The organism is Methylomonas sp. DH-1 (assembly GCF_046097555.1).
Lineage (GTDB): Bacteria > Pseudomonadota > Gammaproteobacteria > Methylococcales > Methylomonadaceae > Methylomonas > Methylomonas koyamae.
The window spans coordinates 1-19575 of record NZ_CP143090.1 but is presented as its reverse complement, the minus strand read 5'-3'; the positions used below and the strand labels follow the sequence as shown (position 1 = coordinate 19575).

The following is a 19575-nucleotide window of genomic DNA, read 5'->3' as shown; positions in this document are numbered from 1 at the left end:
TCAAAGGATCGGCGTTCGCGTATTCGACGGCTAAAGCTTGTCGAATAAGCCAAACAAAGACGAAATCTGATAATTGGCAACAATATCGATACCCGAAACCTAATCGTCCCCAAGGCAAAACGCCTCGGGGACAGGCTCGCGATACCGTCTATTAGCGCCAATTGGCCGCAATCACCGGCGCTAGCGCGGCTTGGTAATCGGTCGGCAGGGTGATCTGGCCCGCAGCCGGCGGTGCGAACGCCGCCATCGCCGACACCAGATTCTCGACTTGACTGTCCAGCAACGTCAAATTGCCGTCCATGGTTTTGAACTGCTCGACGTGGTTGGCGCTGCCGTTGTACCAGTCTTGAACGACTAACTTATCCGAGGTGCCAATAATGCTGACTTCCAGATTGTTGCCTGCATGGACAAACCACAACTGGTCTGCTGTGATCCCAGACAGGAATTGCGCGATGTCAGTGTTGCCCGCCGTGGCATCGTTCTCGACGACGGTATCCGTAGCGTAGCCGCGGCCCAGGACATAGGTGTCGTTGCCGGAACCGCCGGTCAGCGTATCGGCACCGCCTAGACCCTCAAGGGTATCGTTGCCGGCCAAGCCGGAGAGGCTGTTGGCGGCACCGTTGCCGGTGAGTCGATTGTCCAAGGCATTGCCTGTCCCAATGGTAGCGGTAGAGCCGATCAACGTTAGGTTCTCTACGTTGGCAACATTATTTAAGTTGTAATCAACGCTACTAATGACTGTATCTGTCCCGGCCCCTACACCTTCGGTAACAATATCTCCAGCATTGTCGACCACATAGGTATCGTTACCCAGACCTCCTATCAAAGTATCTATGCCAAGCCCACCATCCAAATAGTCATCACCGCCCCCGGCATTAACGGTGTCGTTGCCCAGCCCGGCATTGATCCGGTCGATCTCGGCACCGCTCAAAATGTTGTCGTTGCCGTCGGTGCCGGCCATGTCGACGCCTTTGGTGTTCAACAGCGCCGTCGCGCTCATCACCGAGCCGTCGGCAAATTGAAAGCTCTCGACCTGGTACGGTAATACACCAGTGCCGTAGTTAACCCAGACATACCAGTTTTTGAAAGTCAGCCGGTCGCCGGCACCCAAGTCCATCACCAAGTCGTTGCCGACTTGAGTAAAACTCATATCCGCCGCAGTGATGCCGGCACCGAACACCAGTTTGTCGTTATTGCCTCCATAGAGGTAACTGTCCGCAGGATCGCCGCTTTCGATAATGGTATCCGCACCGTCGCCGCGGTTGAAGTAGTAGGTGTCGGCATGGTTGCCGCCGTACAAGGTGTCGTTGCCCAAACCGCCGGTCAGGCTGTCGTAGCCGTTGCCGCCACTCAAGACGTCGTCGCCGACCCCGCCCAACAGGGTGTCTTCGTAGTCGCCGCCATTTAAAGTATCGTTGCCGTCACCGCCTTCCAATCGATCGTTGCCGACATCGCCGTTCAGCACATCGGCACCTTGACCGCCCAACAGCAGGTCGTTACCGTTGCCGCCGCTGAGCGTGTCGTCGCCGGTACCGCCGTCCACGCTGTCGTTGCCGTCCTGGCCGTTCAAGGTGTCGTTGCCGTCGTCTCCGCTCAGATAATCGTTACCACCTCCCGCGTTGATAATGTCGTCGCCTAGCCCTACGTAAAGAAAGTTTGTTTCAGCTCCTCCATTTATTATGTCGTTGCCGTCGGTACCCCCCATATTGACACCTTTGGTGTTCAGCAATGCTGTGGCACTCATCACCGTGCCGTCGGCAAACTGGAAGCTCTCGACTTGGTACGGCAACATGCCGGGGCCATAGTTAACCCAGACATACCAGTTTTTGAAGGTCAGCCGGTCGCCGGCGCCCAAGTCCATCACCAAGTCGTTGCCGACTTGAGTAAAACTCATATCCGCCGCAGTGATGCCGGCACCGAACACCAGTTTGTCGTTATTGCCTCCATAGAGGTAACTGTCCGCAGGATCGCCGCTTTCGATAATGGTATCCGCACCGTCGCCGCGGTTGAAGTAGTAGGTGTCGGCATGGTTGCCGCCGTACAAGGTGTCGTTGCCCAAACCGCCGGTCAGGCTGTCGTAGCCGTTGCCGCCACTCAAGACGTCGTCGCCGACCCCGCCCAACAGGGTGTCTTCGTAGTCGCCGCCATTTAAAGTATCGTTGCCGTCACCGCCTTCCAATCGATCGTTGCCGACATCGCCGTTCAGCACATCGGCACCTTGACCGCCCAACAGCAGGTCGTTACCGTTGCCGCCGCTGAGCGTGTCGTCGCCGGTACCGCCGTCCACGCTGTCGTTGCCGTCCTGGCCGTTCAACACGTCGTTGCCGTCGCCGCCATTGACGATGTCATCACCGCCCCCGGCATTAACGGTGTCGTTGCCCAGCCCGGCATTGATCCGGTCGATCTCGGCACCGCTCAAAATGTTGTCGTTGCCGTCGGTGCCGGCCATGTCGACGCCTTTGGTGTTCAACAGCGCCGTCGCGCTCATCACCGAGCCGTCGGCAAATTGAAAGCTCTCGACCTGGTACGGTAATACACCAGTGCCGTAGTTAACCCAGACATACCAGTTTTTGAAAGTCAGCCGATCGCCCGCCCCCAAATCCATCACCAAGTCGTTGCCAACCTGGGTGAAACTCAGGTCGGCCGCCGTGATGCCGGCACCGAACACCAGTTTGTCGTTATTGCCTCCATAGAGGTAACTGTCCGCAGGATCGCCGCTTTCGATAATGGTATCCGCACCGTCGCCGCGGTTGAAGTAGTAGGTGTCGGCATGGTTGCCGCCGTACAAGGTGTCGTTGCCCAAACCGCCGGTCAGGCTGTCGTAGCCGTTGCCGCCACTCAAGACGTCGTCGCCGACCCCGCCCAACAGGGTGTCTTCGTAGTCGCCGCCATTTAAAGTATCGTTGCCGTCACCGCCTTCCAATCGATCGTTGCCGACATCGCCGTTCAGCACATCGGCACCTTGACCGCCCAACAGCAGGTCGTTACCGTTGCCGCCGCTGAGCGTGTCGTCGCCGGTACCGCCGTCCACGCTGTCGTTGCCGTCCTGGCCGTTCAACACGTCGTTGCCGTCGCCGCCATTGACGATGTCATCACCGCCCCCGGCATTAACGGTGTCGTTGCCCAGCCCGGCATTGATCCGGTCGATCTCGGCACCGCTCAAAATGTTGTCGTTGCCGTCGGTGCCGGCCATGTCGACGCCTTTGGTGTTCAACAGCGCCGTCGCGCTCATCACCGAGCCGTCGGCAAATTGAAAGCTCTCGACCTGGTACGGTAATACACCAGTGCCGTAGTTAACCCAGACATACCAGTTTTTGAAAGTCAGCCGGTCGCCGGCACCCAAGTCCATCACCAAGTCGTTGCCGACTTGAGTAAAACTCATATCCGCCGCCGTGATGCCGGCACCGAACACCAGTTTGTCGTTATTGCCTCCGTAGGAGTAACTGTCCGCAGGATCGCCGCTTTCGATGACGGTATCCGCGCCGTCGCCGCGATTGAAGTAGTAGGTGTCGGCGTTGTTACCGCCGTACAAGGTGTCGTTGCCCAAACCGCCGGTCAGGCTGTCGTAGCCGTTGCCGCCATTCAAGACGTCGTCGCCGGCCCCGCCCAACAGGGTGTCTTCGTAGTCGCCGCCATTTAAAGTATCGTTGCCGTCACCGCCTTCCAATCGATCGTTGCCGGCATCGCCGTTCAGCACGTCGGCACCTTGACCGCCCAACAGCAGGTCGTTACCGTTGCCGCCGCTGAGCGTGTCGTCGCCGGTACCGCCGTCCACGCTGTCGTTGCCGTCCTGGCCGTTCAAGGTGTCGTTGCCGTCGCCGCCATTGACGATGTCATCACCGCCCCCGGCATTGACGGTATCGTTACCCAGTCCGGCATTGATCCGGTCGATCTCGGCACCGCTGAGAATGTTGTCGTTGCCATCGGTGCCGGCCATGTCGACACCTTTGGTGTTCAGCAATGCTGTGGCACTCATCACCGTGCCGTCGGCAAACTGGAAGCTCTCGACTTGGTACGGCAACATGCCGGGGCCATAGTTAACCCAGACATACCAGTTTTTGAAGGTCAGCCGGTCGCCGGCGCCCAAGTCCATCACCAAGTCGTTGCCGACTTGGGTAAAACTCATATCCGCCGCCGTGATGCCGGCACCGAACACCAGTTTGTCGTTATTGCCTCCGTAGGAGTAACTGTCCGCAGGATCGCCGCTTTCGATGACGGTATCCGCGCCGTCGCCGCGATTGAAGTAGTAGGTGTCGGCGTTGTTACCGCCGTACAAGGTGTCGTTGCCCAAACCGCCGGTCAGGCTGTCGTAGCCGTTGCCGCCATTCAAGACGTCATCGCCGGCCCCGCCCAACAGCACGTCTTCGCTGTCGCCGCCGCTAAGATTGTCATCCCCATTCGCCCCATAAATCGTATCGTTACCGGCCCCGCCTGAAATGTTGTTGTTCCCGGCATCGCCTACGACAGTATCGTTTCCGACTGTGCCGTCAAATTTGACCCCGGCCAAAACTAACTCGCTACGCATTTCCGGGGTCATCGGGTAGGTGTTCACGTATTCGACCAGTTTTTCCCATCCTCGCCAACCGCTGTCTTTGAGCGAGTCTTGGGTCATGATGGTAAATTCCGCTAGGTCGGCGGCTGCCTTGCCTGGATTTATCGTGGCGCGGCGATCCAATTCCGCATTCACTTCGGTAAAATCCAAGGCAACGCCGTTTTCGTCCACGCGCAACGAAATTAAATCCAGCAACGGTTGTACCCGCGTTTGCAATACCAGACTTTGGTAAACCGAATTCTTTAGCGCGTCGTAACTGCTTTGCAGCAAATCCTGGGTGACGCTCCACAGGTTGATAGTCGCCGCCGTCGTACCGGCGGGTACGGTGTTGAAGGTGCGGCCGTTGAAGTTTTCCAGGATGGTCAGTTTGTCGGCCCAGGCATTGTAGACGGCGCTGCCGGTAGCGACGTTTTGGATGTTGACGGTCAGGCTGTGACCGGCGTAGGCGCCGGTGAAGGTGGCAGCCATGGTGCTGGTGTCGCTCCAGGCTTTCAAGATAGTGTCCAGTAAGGCTTGCTGTCCGGTACGGTCGGCGGCGGCGAAATCGGCCAGCAATTGCGCCAGTGCCGGCGACAGGGTGGCGGCTTCGCGCAGGTTGCGGACTTGGCCGGCGCCATGCATGTCGGGTAGCGCTTCGAAGCCGGTGGTATCCAGGTGATCGGTAAACTGGCTGTGGAAGGTATCCTGGATCAGGTTGATGTCGCCCAGGTTGCCGCTGACCTCGCCCAGAGCTCCGCTGCTGCCGTCGGTTTTGACGTAGCTGCCGATGTCGGCCAACTGGTTGCCGTTGGCCAAGACTTGGCTGTGCTCGGTGCTGCCGACGTTGATCGCGCCGATGTTTTGGCTGCCCAGCGTGAATAGTTCGTTGGTTTGGCTGATGCCGTCCTGATTCAGGTCTCGCCAAAGGCGCAGGTTGGCGAATTGGGCGTCGGCGGCATCGACTTTGCCGTCCAGATTAGCGTCCAGGTCGCGCAAGGCGTCGAAGCCATCGGCGGCCAGTAGGCCGTTGCTTTTGAGCATCGCGTCGCCGAACAGCTCGCGGCCGCTGTCTATGGTGCCGTTGGCGTTTTTGTCCAGCACCAGGAAGGCGTCGTCGGCTTTGACCCAGCCGGTGGCGGTTTTGACGCCGTCGGCGTCGTGGTCGAAGTAGATCGGGTTGGCGGTGTTGACGCCGGCGGTTTCCAGGCCGTCGCCGTCCAGGTCGAAGACCAGTGGGTCGCGGCGGACGGGTGGAGTGGCTAGAGTGGCGAGGACAAACAAGGCACCAATGGGCGTCTCTAAGTAATTTGGATGAGAGAACAGAAAAGTCAACGATTTAGCCGGAAGGCTTGCTATAGCCGACGATAAGAAATCGAACAGTGACCCAGGCAGATTTGGGTTTTGGCCTACACTGAATTCCACTTGACGATCATACAACTTACTAAGCTCATCCAATACTTCATAAAAATGATCACCGTACTGTTCAATTTGTGTCATTAGTGGAGACAAAACCCCTTGTTGATAAGCTGCCAACATAATATCCGGCAATAAGCTTGCCGCAGTATTGACTTGGTTTATCCCGTTGAATAAGTCACGCGTCTCACTGGCTAACGATTGATAAGCATCCCATGCAACATGGCTTGTATTAAACGAATTGTTTACTAGTGGAATAGTAGTCAACACAGCCGAAACCAAAACTCCGCCAATCGCTGTTGCCAGAACGGCGGGTGTTGCCGCAGCGCCAACCACAAGGGCACCGGCGGCGATTAGTGCAGAACTGGAAGCAGCCAAATCCAGCACAGTGGCATCAGAAACATAATTGTCTGTTTCTAATTGAGTAGTCGCCGAGTATAAAGTTAATAGTACCTCGCCGATTTCAGCTGTCGTTCCTAAATAAGGAACACTTCTATTCATAACCGATAACATAGTATCGGCAACGCCTATAAACCCCAGCAGACCTTTCATCCTGCTAATCGAATCCGAACCTAAGGCATTATTAAGAGCGTCCGCAGTGGATGTTGGAATCGTGCCGGTTTCCATGATTTCATGGAGCACTTCGGCAAATTCTATGGGTAATTTGTTAGTCATAATTATTTCCTTGCTTTATTTTTTGTTTCTATATGTAAACCAAACGTACATTAATGGACCAAAGCCAATGAGCATTTCTATCGGTATTGATATTTTTGAATTATTCCTACTGCTTACGCGGCGCTGGTATATCTCTGCGTAATCGTTAAACAGAGGTTTTCCATCAAGAAATATTTCATACACATGGCTATTCCAAAAAAAAATATCCAACTTCCTTTGTGACAAGATGGTTATATTTTTTCCTACCAACCAAAATAAATCATCTTTGTTTGATTTTTTTACGCGAGAATCGCCAAAGTTAACTCTAAATCTTTCTTGACGGCCATCAACGTCCAACAAGATAGAATATGCAGGCTGTTTTCTGATACTGTCAACACCTATCACTCTGCCTGTATCTTTATTCATTTGCTCAAGAGTTAACGGCGGATTAAATAAATAGTCATTCAAATCGACGCATAAAACTATCAGAGCAAACATGGCGCCTAAACCGACAACGATTACGCGATTGCCAAAAATCGCACTATAGTTTCGCCATGCTGCCAAATAATCTTTTCTTGCATTATTTAACAACGTGATTGGATTCCATCTTAAAAAAAAGTTGCTCAACAGTTTTCTGTCATTATTCATTTGTTTCACTCATAAGCAGGGTCAGGTTATATTTTATTGGGCTTTTCATGCCGTCAATCTCCAATCCTCATCATTCACTGCCGGTACGGCCGTTGAAGTGTTCCAGGATGGTCAGCTCGTCGGCCCAGGCGGTGTAGGCCGCGCTGCCGGTAGCGACGTCCTGGATGTTGATGGTCAGGCTGTGGCCGCCATAGGTGGCGGCCAGGGTGCTGGTGTCGCTCCAGGCGTCGAGGATTTGATCGAGCAGGGCTTGCTGGTTGGCACAACCGGCACAAGCGAATTGGCTGAGCAGGCCCGCCAAGGTGGTGCTGACGCTGGCCGCTTCGCGCAGGCTGCGGACTTGTCTCGCGCCCCTTCGACTCCGCTCAGGACAGGCCTGCATGTACGGCAGGGTAGCGACGGCGCTGGTATCCAGGTGGTCGGTAAACTGGCTGTGGAAGGTATCCTGGATCAGGTTGATGTCGCCCAGGTTGCCGCCGACCTTTCTCGAAGTTACGCCGATAACGATTGGGTTCAGGTTTTTCCAGTGAGGCAGGCAGGTGAATCCGGATCGATGCCGAGCGTGGTGGTCGAGTGGGCAGGCAAAACCTTCCGTGTCGTTTGTCGATTCCCTTCGCGCCATCTGTTAGTCTCTAAAATTGGTTGCCGATGGGTTTGTGGTTTTTGCCGCGCATCTTACTGATGATCATCGGCGTTAGCCAATTTTCACAAATCGCTACTTCGAACAAACTTGTCCTTAAGTCCAATCGGGCAATGCGATAGGGCTATTCGCTTTGTCGCCAATCGCCCGCTTGCTCGGCGTTAAATTGACTGGGCTTCCATAACCTCCGCCCATTTCAGAACATACCACGGCTCCAGATAGAGCTTGCCTAACGGCAAGCCAAAACCGCCCAGTATCCGCAAACGAGCAGGTATCCTGCTATATGCCCCGTCAAGCGGGGATTATGGCTGCCGAATAGGTGACTTGAAACAGCAAGGAAGAACAGACCAAGCTAACCAATAGCAATTGTATCCATTCCCCGCGATGAGTATCACTCGGCTCGGGATTAATTTGGCTTACTGGGCAGTGATTTTCAAAAATCCCGAGTAACGAAGCCAACAGATTTGGTGATATCGCGGCTCGAATTTGCAACTCAGCGACTTGGCTATTAAAAATACGCGCTTTGACCCGTTCACCCAGCAGCTTGAAGCAACGCATTTTGGTTTCAACTGGGCTGCGACGATCGTAACCACTCCATTTCTTCCAAATGGCTCTGCCTAGTCGTTTGGTGCCGCATAGCCACTTGGGTTGATGTGATAGGAAATATACACCTGCAAATGCTGTTGGCGACGGCAGAGTATCGGTTAAGCCGGTGTGGCCAATCCAGGCCCGACTCGGTCGTTTTACGCCTTAGACTGGATTATTGGCAACGGCGTTTCTGTCGCAAAAGTAAAGGCCGATAGCCGGTGCCTAATAGTTGTACCATTTAGGACACGATCACCCAAATCGTCCCCCCAGGCAATGACATGGGCACGAGTCACGTCGCGGAATTCTTCAGGTCGTTGGATGCCGGCGAAGCGCATAAAGTCTTCAACGGCATTTTGATAAACGCGGCGGGTTTGCGGATATGTCAGGTTGGCGTACCATTCCACCTCAGGCGGCACGTCGGACAGCCGGCGGAAATTTTCGGCGGTTAGAATCCGGTTCGCGATCGGAACAAGTTGTTGGATTTTGGAGGTGTCGGTCATGGGCTAACATAATATTGATAATACGTTACAATAGTAACGGGTTCGAACTTGGCCGCGCTTAGGGACCGGATTTTCTGGCCTCGTTTGGCAAAATTTGCCACGATAAAACTCAGTTTGATAGGCATTTCCAGTCGGAAAATTATTATCAGAACATCCGAAAGAGGTTGTGGTGTGGCGCTCTATGGTCGCCCAGCTACTTTGCGAGTAGCTGAAGCGGTGCACCGATTAAGATCATTCGGCAGTACATCGAGCAATACCAAACGAACAAACCGGATACTAGCATGTCCGCGCAATCCGATAAACTCTAACTAATAGTTTCATTGAAGATAATTTGGCCTATTGCCACGAATGATGCGACCCTTGTCATCAATGCGGCCCTCCTTGCGCAACGTTTTAACGAGCCAGCTGCGCAAGTACGCATTCATTGCTATTTTTCGATTTTCATCCGTTAAATCGGTCATATCGAGTTTGCAATTTCGACCTTGGTCTTGGCACAAGTCGGCCCTGATTTGGTATTGCGGACATTCATCGAGAAACTGGTATTTTTTACCACCCCCGCATAACTTCCACATCTGGAAATACTCACCAGCCGTTAAGAACTCGCGTTCTCTGAGAATTTGCCCCCAGATCCGCTCGTCAAGCTCGACACCGGGCGGCGGAGATTGTCTGAAACAAGGAAGCTTTCCGACGGCCGCGACATCCAGATCGCCGTCGTCCAAGGTATCGCCCATATTGAACCGAAAAGCCGGCGTGTTCGGCGAATATGCCCGCCAAGGATAACGACTAAGCGTTGGGTACCTTGGCGTAACGGCATACAGACTGTCGGCTTCCTCCCGGCAGGCCACATATTTTTTTGCCCGATCGTCGGCGTCAGGTTTTAGCGCAATGTGAGTCGCGCAGCCGTTTAGACCCGTACTGGCCAACAAACCGAATAGAACGCAAGCTTTAGAACGCATAGTCCTGGGCGGATCTAGCTACGGCCGTACAAAGCCCGCCTGGAATGAGCCGGAGAACTCATATTAAAAATTCCTCTTTGCTCCGCCCGGCCCCTAATAATTCCTTCATCCATTTTGGCGCAACACCACGACCTGTCCAGGTTTGGGTTGCATTAGCCGGGTTGCGATATTTCGGTGCAACTTGGGGGTTGCGAGAGGCTTTTGTTTTCACGGTGGCATCAATAATCTCCACCGACACATTAATCGAAGCCGCTAATTCTTTAATTTGAGCGATCACCTGTTCTCGCTTTTCGCTGATTCTCGCACTGAGCTGACTTTTTGCGCTATTGATAATATCGAGCAATTCGCCTTCGGATTTACCATCAAATTCAAGCATTATTTATTCCTTAATAGAGAAACTAAAGTATTAACACGTTATCGCGGCTAACGTATAGCCTCTGCGCTGTTTTGTTCGCAGTATATCATTTTGAGCCTTTATCGCCTCTTCTTCCGATTCATACCAATTAGAACGCACGGTTCCGGGCGATCCAACCCGGCCCCACTCCCTTACTAAAGACCAGTCGCTAAAAATACCGGGCGATATCGTCAGCGCATAGAATCGATGAATATTCGAATCCGCATCATGGCGTTCCAGGTAAATACCGCACATAAGAATAACGTTAGAAAGAAACGACATTATTAATATACGATAAAAATGAAGAATCGTCATCCGTATTTCTGAAAAAGACTAAGCGATGTTAATCGGTATTTGCGAGCCTTTTGTAATATCAAGATAGGCACCTTGCCAATTTAAGCCGCCATTGCGCAATAAACCCCAAATCAGTTGCATCGCCACATTTGCGATCGCGCGGTTAATGGGTAACTCTTGGCTGGCTAATGCTTCCTCCATGCTACAAGACGGTGTATTCGAATCGACCATTCCATTCAATTCGGGGTGAAAATCATATACGGACGGCAAGGTAATCTGGCAATCATCGTGATGCGACAACCGCCCTAAAATCACTTGGCCGGTATGTGCGCCATTGCCGGTATCCAACCATAGCGTTCTGCAGTGTTTAGAACGGCAACACTGGCTTAAATCGGCTCTAAATTGCGCCACGTCCACACACGTAATAACCAGATCGAAATATTCCGGCTTATTGCATTCAATAGAAAACATTTCAGGAATTCCGATCCAATCCTGACCATAGAGATAATTAATACGCTGAATGGTGAGTACGGCTTTATTGTGGCCTAAATCGCTCGGATAGAAGGCCTGCCGGCCAATATTAGGCCTTTCGACCTGATCGCCATCCCATGCCGTCACATGAAAACCGGCATGTCCCAATTCGCGGATCGCATAATCGATTCTCGCCAAACTGGTCAATACTTCCGATCCAGTGCCACCAACGCCAATCAGCGCAATCTTAACGCGATTTTCAAGCCAGTTTGCGGGGGTATAGAATTTAAACATAGTCGGTTTCATATTCAATTTCAAACGTAGTGTTAAATACTACCCGGTTCATCACTGATGCAATTAGAATAAGCCATTAGCTTGCTGGCCTATTATTTTCAAGGCGCCCTTGGCTGACCAACAAGTCGCGTTCGTGCGCTCTGAACACTCGGCTGACATCGTTAATGCCGCAATTTTCAAATACGGCAACAGACCACCAGCCCCAAATAATTCGTGTCATTGGCCCTATTACCTCAATGTACGGTTTTTTTGAAAAGCCGCCTTTTTTGTCTTGCTCCAACATAATAATCATGTCCGACTACTCCCGATCTGAATCCGATCTAGAACTTAATCAAAAAACAACCTGAAATCCTCGCAATCGAAAAAATGGCCGTTTACATTCATTCGAGTAGCGTAATTTTTACGATCGTGGCAATGCCCGATCACTCCGGCGACATAAAAACCGTGCCGATCGGAAACATCGTCCACTCCTGAGAAAAACGCGGGCATCCGGCCGTGGGTATGCACATCCAGGACGATCGCACTACCTTCAGGCAATTCGTTGCGATAGGACACATGCCCTGGCCCGACGCTTAGAATCTCGGGTTCGATCAATGCGTAGCCCTGGTGCAAAACATCCCAAACCACCCATCCGGCCCACTCGTCGGGGCAGGCCGACGTGGCCTTTTGCTCAATGATTTCCAATAACCGAAACGGCATCGCCCCATGTCGAAGCCGAACGCCTTGCGCCCCAAGAACCCCATAGGGCAATTTGATGATCGACTGAGCCACCGGGAGCCTGACTTCGAACACTTCATTGATGGCCTCTAACACCACACCTTCTTGGCCAATCACAAAGCGGTGTTTGCCGAGTTCCGGCGCCGGCAGCTTTTCGCCAAACAGCGGCTGCATATAGGTGGGCGTTTCACCAAACAAAATCCGGTCGCGCGGGTCGGTTAGATAGGCATTCATCATCATCTTCAGTCTGCCTATGCGTGTCTGCTGATAAAGTCTGTAACGGACATTTTTAACGGGTTTAATGCGCTGTTTGGAAATCGCACTGTGTTTTGCGTGGCCAGATCGGCCCAGAATTTGAAACAGTCTTTGGTTTCGACGGCGTCTGCTTGATGGCCGACTTTCAGGCTATGCGGATGATTGACATGGGTGAATGCGCTTTCGAACATTACCGCTTCCCAGGCCGTTAATTGCTCGGCATCGCAATAATCCGGCAATGGCGCACTGCCAGTACACACTCTGCCAACCTGATTAACGTTCATCAAGGGCGCGTGGTAGAGCTTCGTATGCGCCGTAATCCTCCGGTTGCTCGCTAATGCCGCAACCGAGAAATGACTGTTGCTGTTAGCCACCATCAGTAAACGCGGCCAAGGCACCGTCAGCGTTTGCGGCTTCAATCCTACCGGCTTGAATATCATGGGGCGAACTGCGGCCGGGGTCGTCCATGCGATATGCGTGCTGCTGATCGAGACCACCGCCGTTGGCAATAGCGTCGCTTTTCGCAGCGATCTATTCAGGATTTCCCGGAGCAAGTTTTCCAGATCGTCACGCCCCATTAGCTTGCCGGCGCCCACGACCAGCTTACCGTCATCGCCCTCGAAAAACTCATGCGCGGATGAAATCAGTCTGCTACCGCTAACGCCGCTCGCCCCAGTCCCTATATGTTTCAGTTCGTGAACGAGAATGGCGGTCATCGGGCTAATTCTGGCCGACGGTTCGACACAGTGTGCAAAAAATTCAGTCATCGTCACCTTGCTGGTTTATTTGAATCATTTCGGCCAACCGAATTAACCCTCTCGCTTTAGCCAGTATCATCAGTTTGTCAGCGGTCTGGTTTAACGCAATAGGGTTCAACGCGATTGAACTCATGGGCGTTTCACCGGCATTGGCAATGTCTTCGTACAGTTCGGCAGCGAGTGTATCTTCCCAGTCAAAGCCAAAGCCGATAGCATGACCCACCCCAATGCCGCAATCGCTATAAAAAGACCCGGTGGAGTCAAATATCGTGAATTCGGGGTGATGGTTCTTTTTTATTTTTTCAACGAACCGAATAAACGCGAGGCTTTCTTCGATAAACGGCCACCAGGGGCTGGTGACATAAGCGTCCTGCTGCTTGTGTAAGCGATGAAACGCTCGAATACCTTTCAAATCCGGAATGTCGCCGAAGAGTTTCTCCGGGTCATTGTTAATGATTCGCCGCAGTAATTCGATGCGCTCTTCCAGATAATCCGCATCATCAGTGAATTCGCTGAAGGGATACTGGCCTCGTTCTAGAAACAACTCGGCGAGTTCCCGATCGCTGGCGTTATTGCCACCATTGATTTCGGCTTTCAATTCGCTCAGCTCGTCTTCAAGGAAAAAGCCAATCCCCGTCCGCTGGATATCGCAGGCACAGATGCCGATTTCGCCGAAATCTTGGATATAGCGAATACAGCCAATAACCACCTTCGCCAACGCCCGATCGACTTCGATCAAATCCAACTGCGTGAATCGCGCATTCAGGGCCATCACCAAATCCACGGGCTGTGGGCCGGCCTCGCTACGGCCGTAATCTTCCCTGACTCGGAACTCGAAGGCGATCACTTCAAAATCGTCGTCATCCTCGCCGACGATCGCTTGCGCGACCGCATTCAACTTGGCGTCAATCCGCTTTAAACTTTCCCGGTACAGCCCTGTAAGCGCCTGTGATCCGCCGGCGAAGTGCTCGTCAATTTCGGCTGGCGTTACCAAGCCCATTTCATAAGCTAACAGTATCGCGGTGCTGAACACTGCTCTGTTCTGCCGGAATAACTGGATCGCTTGCTGTTCGACAATCCCGTCAATCAACGACCGCAGGTCGAAGTCCAGGCGCACTTCCTTAAACAATACATTCAAATCAAGGGCAAGGTTTGCGCGGGGACATGGGTTAACGCCGTTCGCTTCAATTTGATCGTTCTCGAAAGCAGGAACAGAACACATACGTTAGAATCCATTAGGCCGTTGTCGCTGTCATCGGTAGTGGGCAAACCACTCGCCCACTGCTGTAATAGGGCAAGATTACCCGCACTATCCTTTGGTTTTGACTTCATGGGTTTTAATCGGAAAGTGCAATTCATCGCCGATCAGTTGCGGCTCGCCCAGCACCGCATTCGCTAAATGCGGATAGGCTTTTTCGTAGAGTTTGACGGCATCGATGGGCGGCAAATTCGGGGCCGGATCGGCCAGCCTGATCGCACCCATTTTGAATACACGTGTGGGTCTTGTCACAATGGCGTCGGACATATTGGCTGACCTCAAAAAAATAAGCTTTTGCTATCGGTGGGAAGATTGGCGCCGACCGGCGCCGTGTCGTTGTCGTCGTCCTCGGCTTTTTTTGGCGTTTGCGCTGCCTTCTCGTTCGCGGTCGATGCCGTTGTGAGACTATTGGCTATTTTTGCGGCCTCTCTAATGCGAGACATCGCCTGAGCAAACTCACTCTTGCCATCCGACACCCCGTCCACGTACTGCATTAAACAGGCCGGAAAATCCCGGTCCAGATTCGCGGCCATATCGGTGACGCAAAGCGGCATAGATATGGCCGCTCTGACCTGTTGCAATTGCGGGTCGTCAATGCCGGAGGCAGGCCCGTTGAAGCAGGGTTGAATCAACACTGTTAAACGATTGCCTTGGCGGCAGATGGAAAAATCGATTCTTTCGCCATCGCCTAAAATTGTTTCGAACTGTGCAAACATGGTTAAACCTCTAATTCAGGGTCTAGTGTGTAGTCTTGGTTGGCGATGCGCTCGTCGTCATCGACATCGAACCAACCCGACTCAGGGATGCTGTTGGTCGCCGACAAAGCTAACGCGCTGCTGGTCGTAGCGGCTGTGTGCGTTGAGTTCGGATCGGAGACGGGTTTATCCTCTCCCATGAATTGGATAACGCAAGCCGGGACGAATCCGGCAAAGTCATAGCCACAGCCAAAGACCTCGTCCAAAATTTCGCCATTTTTCTTTTTCATCAGGTTGGCGAAGGTGTTTTTCTTGTTGATACCCTCGTAATAGGTGACAAAAGCCACCCCTTTTCCATTGATCGCTTCCCGTAACAAACCCTCCATCCCCGATTTGGTGAAAGCGCTCAGAAACTCGCGGGTTACGATAAACTCGTCCTGGAGCGCAATATTCATGAACTTGCAAACCCCGGCGGAACCCATCGCCCAAGCTTTGCTAATGGTGGTGTTGATACGTTCATGCTGTCCCAGCAAATGCGTCAGTATCCTCTCGTTGAAGGCCATCATTTCTTCAATACTGAGATAGCCGAATGCGTCGACAAAGTCGCGCAGGGTGCCGAACATCGGCCAGCTCGCTTGTTTCGTTCCGGCGGCAATCGGTAAGGCCTCTTTGGGAAAGGTAGTTTGCACTAGCCGGTATAATGCATAACTGTTGACCAACAGTTTACCGTGCCGATGTTGGACAATGTATTTGGCGCCGGTATCTCGGAAAAAGCCTTCGATGTGTTCGAGCACTTTACCCGGTGTGGCGCCGCTGGTTCCGTCCGATGGCTTTTGAGCCGAATCGGCTCGGCCGGGGTTGGCGCCCTTCTTCGCATCGGCACCCGTCGCTGCGGCTGTATTCCCGGTCATCGTGGATGAACCCGGATTCGATAAGCTTGCTTGATAACCCCGCACTTTTTGGCCGTGGCAATCCAGGTCAAAACAACAGTCTTCGCTGACTTTCCCCGGCGAATTGGGATTGGTCGAAAGAAGGGCTCCAAAATGTCGACACTGACTACACCCCTTTTCGAATTGCGTTTTGCCCACGCCGTTTTGCCCCGTTTGTATCACGACCACAAAGCTCTGCGGCGGCTTTTCGGTATCGAGAAACACCGCCGCGTACCGGTCGTGCAAATCGCGCTTCCGGGCTTCGACGGCATCCTGGGTTTTTTGGTTGAAACAATCGGGGTTGGCGCATAGGCCGCTTTCAACATGCTCGTCGAACAAGTTCGCTTGCAAATACGAATTGTGATGGCAGGACGCACACTCGGTCCGATCGAAAATCGCGCTTTCCAACGGTCTGGCAAATCGACTCAATCGCGCTTTCAATTCGGGAACCGAATACTGGTGCTCGATTAATTTCTCCAGCGTGGCATTTTGAAAATCGGACGGTAGCTGGCATAGCAATTCAGCGTGACCCAGCCGAATAGCTCTCGCTGTCAGGGCATTCAAGACCTCTGTCGAGGCATGTAACAACAGCAGCCTCGCCTCGAACTTCTTGGCAGACCACCCTAGTAACCGTAATGCTTCCGCTCTATCACCGTCGCAGTCGCTGAGTACGTTTCGGGCCGCGATCGCTTCTTCGCCTGGACTCATATCGGCTCGCTGGGTGTTTTCAATGGTAGCCACCAGCCGCGCCTGTTTGTCGTCCAGGTGACGCACCGCGGCCGGAATTTCGGACAGTCCTGCCGCAACCGCGGCGCGATAGCGGCGCTCGCCGACCACGACCCAATAAGCTCCTCCGTCGGGTTGCGGTCGGACGATAATGGGTTGCAAGACCCCTTCAGCTTTAATGGATGCGCTTAATTCCTGCATTTCACTATCGCTAAAATAACCCCTGGGATTAAACCCCTCTTTGATTGATATTAAACTGATCGGCAAACTTATAAATTGAATGGTACTTTTTTTATTCGCGGCCATCGATAAGCTCCATCATTATTTGGATTATTGGTATGGTTTATTCGAATAGGCAATATTCGAATCACGAAATAACTGTTACATGGCTTTTTGAATATGCAACACCAAAAATGAACGGATATGCACTGTGAAAGCGGGGCCGGCGAATAGTATTCAGATCACAACACTCGCAACCTGATTTCCGAATAAGATGAAAGCGACCGAGATTAGATAAAGAGAGTAAGATCTAAATGCCTCAGCAAACGCCGATGGCTTGTCTTTTAATGACTGATGGATTTATTCAATATTCGCCGGACAACAGTAATACCCTATCCGTCCAGTAGAATATCCAACGTCCGACCTGTTGGTCGGGCCACGACAAGGAATCCTCGGTCACACGCTTACCCTTTTCGTCGGTCACCGATAACAACGCCTGTCCGGCGCTGCGAGTTAATTCGATCCTGAGCCACGGATAACAATTTGAAAGCGGCGGCAAAACCGACACCGCCCAAGCCAATAGTTCAGTCTGTCCGGCGGCCTCGACAAACTCTTTCACGCCTTTGGTAATCCGAATCGAGCTGTGCGCACCGTAGCCATACCATAGACCGTCTTCGGCTAGACGATAAAGCGTGAGAATCGCGATTAAATTGACTGTGTTCATGACCAATTAGGCCTCAATTCCTAAAGTCGTTGTGGATTGAAGGTTATACAGTTGCGGCATAGGCGATTTGAGGTTTCCCCTGTTGTGGTTCGAACGGTAAACCCGGTTGTTTTGGATCCCAGATGTACGACGCCGTCTGACTGTCGGCGATCAAACCATCGATTCCATCCGCTGATTCATCCCCGCCGCCTTCTCGGGCAATATAAAGTGCCAAGGGGATTCTGATATCGACCAGTACCGCCGACGCTAACGGTTTCGTTCTGGCCAGGTTGTAGCGCAAACATTTGCTGAACGAGCGGCCCTCCGCCACCAAATACTCGATTAGCGCCAATTCGTCGGCCGTTTCGAACGGAATCCATTGCGACGAGACATTCATCAAGCTCAGGTTGTCCAACTCCGCGTAGCCGGCTTGGTTAATCGAAAAAGTCGCGATAACAATCAAGTGGCTGGATTCGATCCCTCGCCACAAAAGTAATTCCGCATCGAACTGCTTAACCATGCGCTTATAGGTCTGGTCGTTTAGATAAAACGGGTGCTCCGGCAGATGCTTGATAACCAGCTTATGTCCGAAACGAGCCGGCTTGATCTCCTTGAGTTCGCCAATCAACATCCGAAAGCGATTTTGGTTGTCCGAGCAAGCCAAGGACTTCGCCGTTCTGGCGCTGATTTCATCCTTTCTTTCGAGGATGAACGTTTCCGGAATGAACACGATTTCATCCAGTGGCATGGCTTTGGCGACTTTTCCGGCGCAGGCCCCCAACAGGGCTTTGCGCAACCCATGCCAATTGCGCCGTGACTCGGTCGCTGGCGCCCAGCGCTGCCAACCGCTTTGCTCCCAGAGATAATGCAGCAAACCGCGCAGGCCGAGTTTGGCTTCGGACGCTTTAATGCTGGTCGGCTTGGCCGCTTCATCGGTTTCGGATGCTGGGGCCGGCGTTCGGCTTTTCCCCGGAGCCAGACGAAAGTCGAACTTCAATTGGGTAACGCCGGTATCGAGATTTTCTTTGATGGCCGATCCGTACACCTGACCCAAGCCGGACAATTCGGCCGGCGGTTCGTAGGATTCGCAGCCCGGATGATGGCGGCCGCCGCAATTGGGCATCCGTTTCAGCCAATATCGTTCATGGGCATAGGCAATATACAGTTCGACGCCGTCCGCCATGCACAAGCACAACGGCCGTTGCTTATTGGCGTACGCTCGGGCCAATATGATTTGAAACTCCTCGTGAGCTTCGGTGAATTCGATACCGTCTAATCGATAATGGCTCATGGTTTGTCTGTTTTGTCAGAGGGTGAAGCAGCGTCTTCGGCATAGCTGCCGGTACCACAGGCGCGGCACGACATATCCGGATGATGGGAACCGGGATTGCAAATGTGGGGTTTGACATGGATGATCGCGAACGGCCTCTGCGCGCCGGTACGGTTGGATTCAATCCCTTCCAATGAAGGAGAATGCCCGCCACGTTCCGCTTGACTCATAAAACCCACCCCAGAGGCCGCCAGGAATAAGGTGCATCCCATGAAACATGGGATGCGATTCGGTAAATTACATTCTCAAGTGATCCAAAATCAGATCACGCATTACTTCGAAATCGACACCTTCCGATTCGCAGCAGACTCGAAACGAAAACGGCGACGTGTCGTCACTTTTCAACCATTCCAAGGCATCCGTCTTTTGTTCGTCGCAGACCCGGAAGTCTTTCAGCGAACTCAACATCGCCAGCAACAAACGGTAACGCAGCTCGTCGAATTCCGATTCCGTGAATTGAGGCAGTGCGTCCCAATCGATCACGAAGATATCGAACTGTTCGACGCTGGGATGAACCTGCACCGCTGTGTCTTTGCGTATTTTCATGAGATCCTCCTAAATTAGACGGAGGACTCCCCCTAAACGGAGAATTCCCCCGTTTA

At 52.7% G+C, this 19575-nt stretch carries 18 protein-coding genes and 2 pseudogenes; 1 reads left to right on the top strand and 19 read right to left on the bottom strand.

The features are described from left to right. Positions 1-151: 151 nt before the first annotated feature. From VXJ35_RS22680 to VXJ35_RS22660, 5 genes and pseudogenes are all read right to left on the bottom strand, one after another. The gene (locus tag VXJ35_RS22680; RefSeq protein ID WP_408953950.1) at positions 152-5812 is read right to left on the bottom strand and encodes a calcium-binding protein; all 5661 of its coding nucleotides are present in this window, start codon (positions 5810-5812) and stop codon (positions 152-154) included. Positions 5813-6634: 822 nt separating this feature from the next. After that, entirely contained in the window at positions 6635-7246 is a 612-nt protein-coding gene (locus VXJ35_RS22675) for a hypothetical protein (RefSeq protein ID WP_157198327.1), read from the bottom strand. A gap of 70 nt (positions 7247-7316) precedes the next feature. Beyond that, positions 7317-7868, bottom strand: a complete 552-nt coding sequence (locus VXJ35_RS22670) for a hypothetical protein (RefSeq protein ID WP_054758358.1) — start codon at positions 7866-7868, stop codon at positions 7317-7319. Between the two features lie 489 nt (positions 7869-8357). After that, positions 8358-8513, bottom strand: a pseudogene (locus tag VXJ35_RS22665) (IS5/IS1182 family transposase); the annotation flags it as partial. Positions 8514-8629: 116 nt separating this feature from the next. Further along, entirely contained in the window at positions 8630-8974 is a 345-nt protein-coding gene (locus VXJ35_RS22660) for a site-specific integrase (RefSeq protein ID WP_054758359.1), read from the bottom strand. Between the two features lie 149 nt (positions 8975-9123). On the opposite strand from VXJ35_RS22660, the pseudogene VXJ35_RS22655 reads away from it, so the two are divergent. Continuing rightward, positions 9124-9186: pseudogene (locus VXJ35_RS22655) on the top strand (IS200/IS605 family transposase); the annotation flags it as partial. Between the two features lie 105 nt (positions 9187-9291). Here the strand turns inward: VXJ35_RS22655 and VXJ35_RS22650 are convergent. The 14 genes from VXJ35_RS22650 to VXJ35_RS22585 form a co-directional block, all read right to left on the bottom strand. Continuing rightward, positions 9292-9930 carry a hypothetical protein gene (locus VXJ35_RS22650; protein ID WP_157198326.1) on the bottom strand — a complete coding sequence of 213 codons (639 nt, stop codon included), beginning with the start codon at positions 9928-9930 and terminating at the stop codon, positions 9292-9294. 58 nt (positions 9931-9988) lie between these two features. Beyond that, positions 9989-10306: an H-NS family nucleoid-associated regulatory protein gene (locus tag VXJ35_RS22645; RefSeq protein ID WP_054758361.1), complete on the bottom strand. Its 318-nt coding sequence runs from the start codon at positions 10304-10306 to the stop codon at positions 9989-9991. A 30-nt stretch (positions 10307-10336) separates the two neighbouring features. After that, the gene (locus tag VXJ35_RS22640) at positions 10337-10579 is read right to left on the bottom strand and encodes a WGR domain-containing protein (RefSeq protein ID WP_082409599.1); all 243 of its coding nucleotides are present in this window, start codon (positions 10577-10579) and stop codon (positions 10337-10339) included. A gap of 78 nt (positions 10580-10657) precedes the next feature. Further along, positions 10658-11383 (bottom strand): PRTRC system ThiF family protein, encoded by a 726-nt coding sequence (locus VXJ35_RS22635; RefSeq protein WP_064023834.1) that lies wholly within the window; start codon positions 11381-11383, stop codon positions 10658-10660. Between the two features lie 76 nt (positions 11384-11459). Then, positions 11460-11675, bottom strand: coding sequence for a hypothetical protein (locus tag VXJ35_RS22630; protein ID WP_054758364.1), 216 nt, complete (start codon positions 11673-11675; stop codon positions 11460-11462). A gap of 35 nt (positions 11676-11710) precedes the next feature. Continuing rightward, positions 11711-12340, bottom strand: a complete 630-nt coding sequence (locus VXJ35_RS22625) for a PRTRC system protein A (RefSeq protein WP_054758365.1) — start codon at positions 12338-12340, stop codon at positions 11711-11713. A gap of 11 nt (positions 12341-12351) precedes the next feature. Beyond that, positions 12352-13122, bottom strand: a complete 771-nt coding sequence (locus VXJ35_RS22620) for a PRTRC system protein B (protein WP_064023661.1) — start codon at positions 13120-13122, stop codon at positions 12352-12354. Continuing rightward, positions 13115-14335, bottom strand: a complete 1221-nt coding sequence (locus VXJ35_RS22615) for a hypothetical protein (protein ID WP_064023660.1) — start codon at positions 14333-14335, stop codon at positions 13115-13117. Before VXJ35_RS22615 ends, VXJ35_RS22620 begins: the two co-directional genes overlap by 8 nt. Before the next feature lie 87 nt (positions 14336-14422). Further along, the gene (locus VXJ35_RS22610; RefSeq protein ID WP_082881123.1) at positions 14423-14638 is read right to left on the bottom strand and encodes a PRTRC system protein C; all 216 of its coding nucleotides are present in this window, start codon (positions 14636-14638) and stop codon (positions 14423-14425) included. Between the two features lie 11 nt (positions 14639-14649). After that, on the bottom strand, positions 14650-15087 hold the full coding sequence (locus VXJ35_RS22605; protein ID WP_064023659.1) for a hypothetical protein: 438 nt from the start codon (positions 15085-15087) through the stop codon (positions 14650-14652). Positions 15088-15089: 2 nt separating this feature from the next. Beyond that, entirely contained in the window at positions 15090-17027 is a 1938-nt protein-coding gene (locus VXJ35_RS22600) for a PRTRC system ParB family protein (protein WP_082881122.1), read from the bottom strand. A gap of 277 nt (positions 17028-17304) precedes the next feature. Further along, positions 17305-17664, bottom strand: coding sequence for a DUF6876 family protein (locus tag VXJ35_RS22595; protein WP_064023657.1), 360 nt, complete (start codon positions 17662-17664; stop codon positions 17305-17307). A gap of 43 nt (positions 17665-17707) precedes the next feature. Beyond that, the gene (locus VXJ35_RS22590; protein ID WP_064023656.1) at positions 17708-18934 is read right to left on the bottom strand and encodes a DUF1173 domain-containing protein; all 1227 of its coding nucleotides are present in this window, start codon (positions 18932-18934) and stop codon (positions 17708-17710) included. Positions 18935-19210: 276 nt separating this feature from the next. After that, on the bottom strand, positions 19211-19519 hold the full coding sequence (locus VXJ35_RS22585) for a hypothetical protein (RefSeq protein ID WP_064023655.1): 309 nt from the start codon (positions 19517-19519) through the stop codon (positions 19211-19213). Positions 19520-19575: the final 56 nt, after the last annotated feature.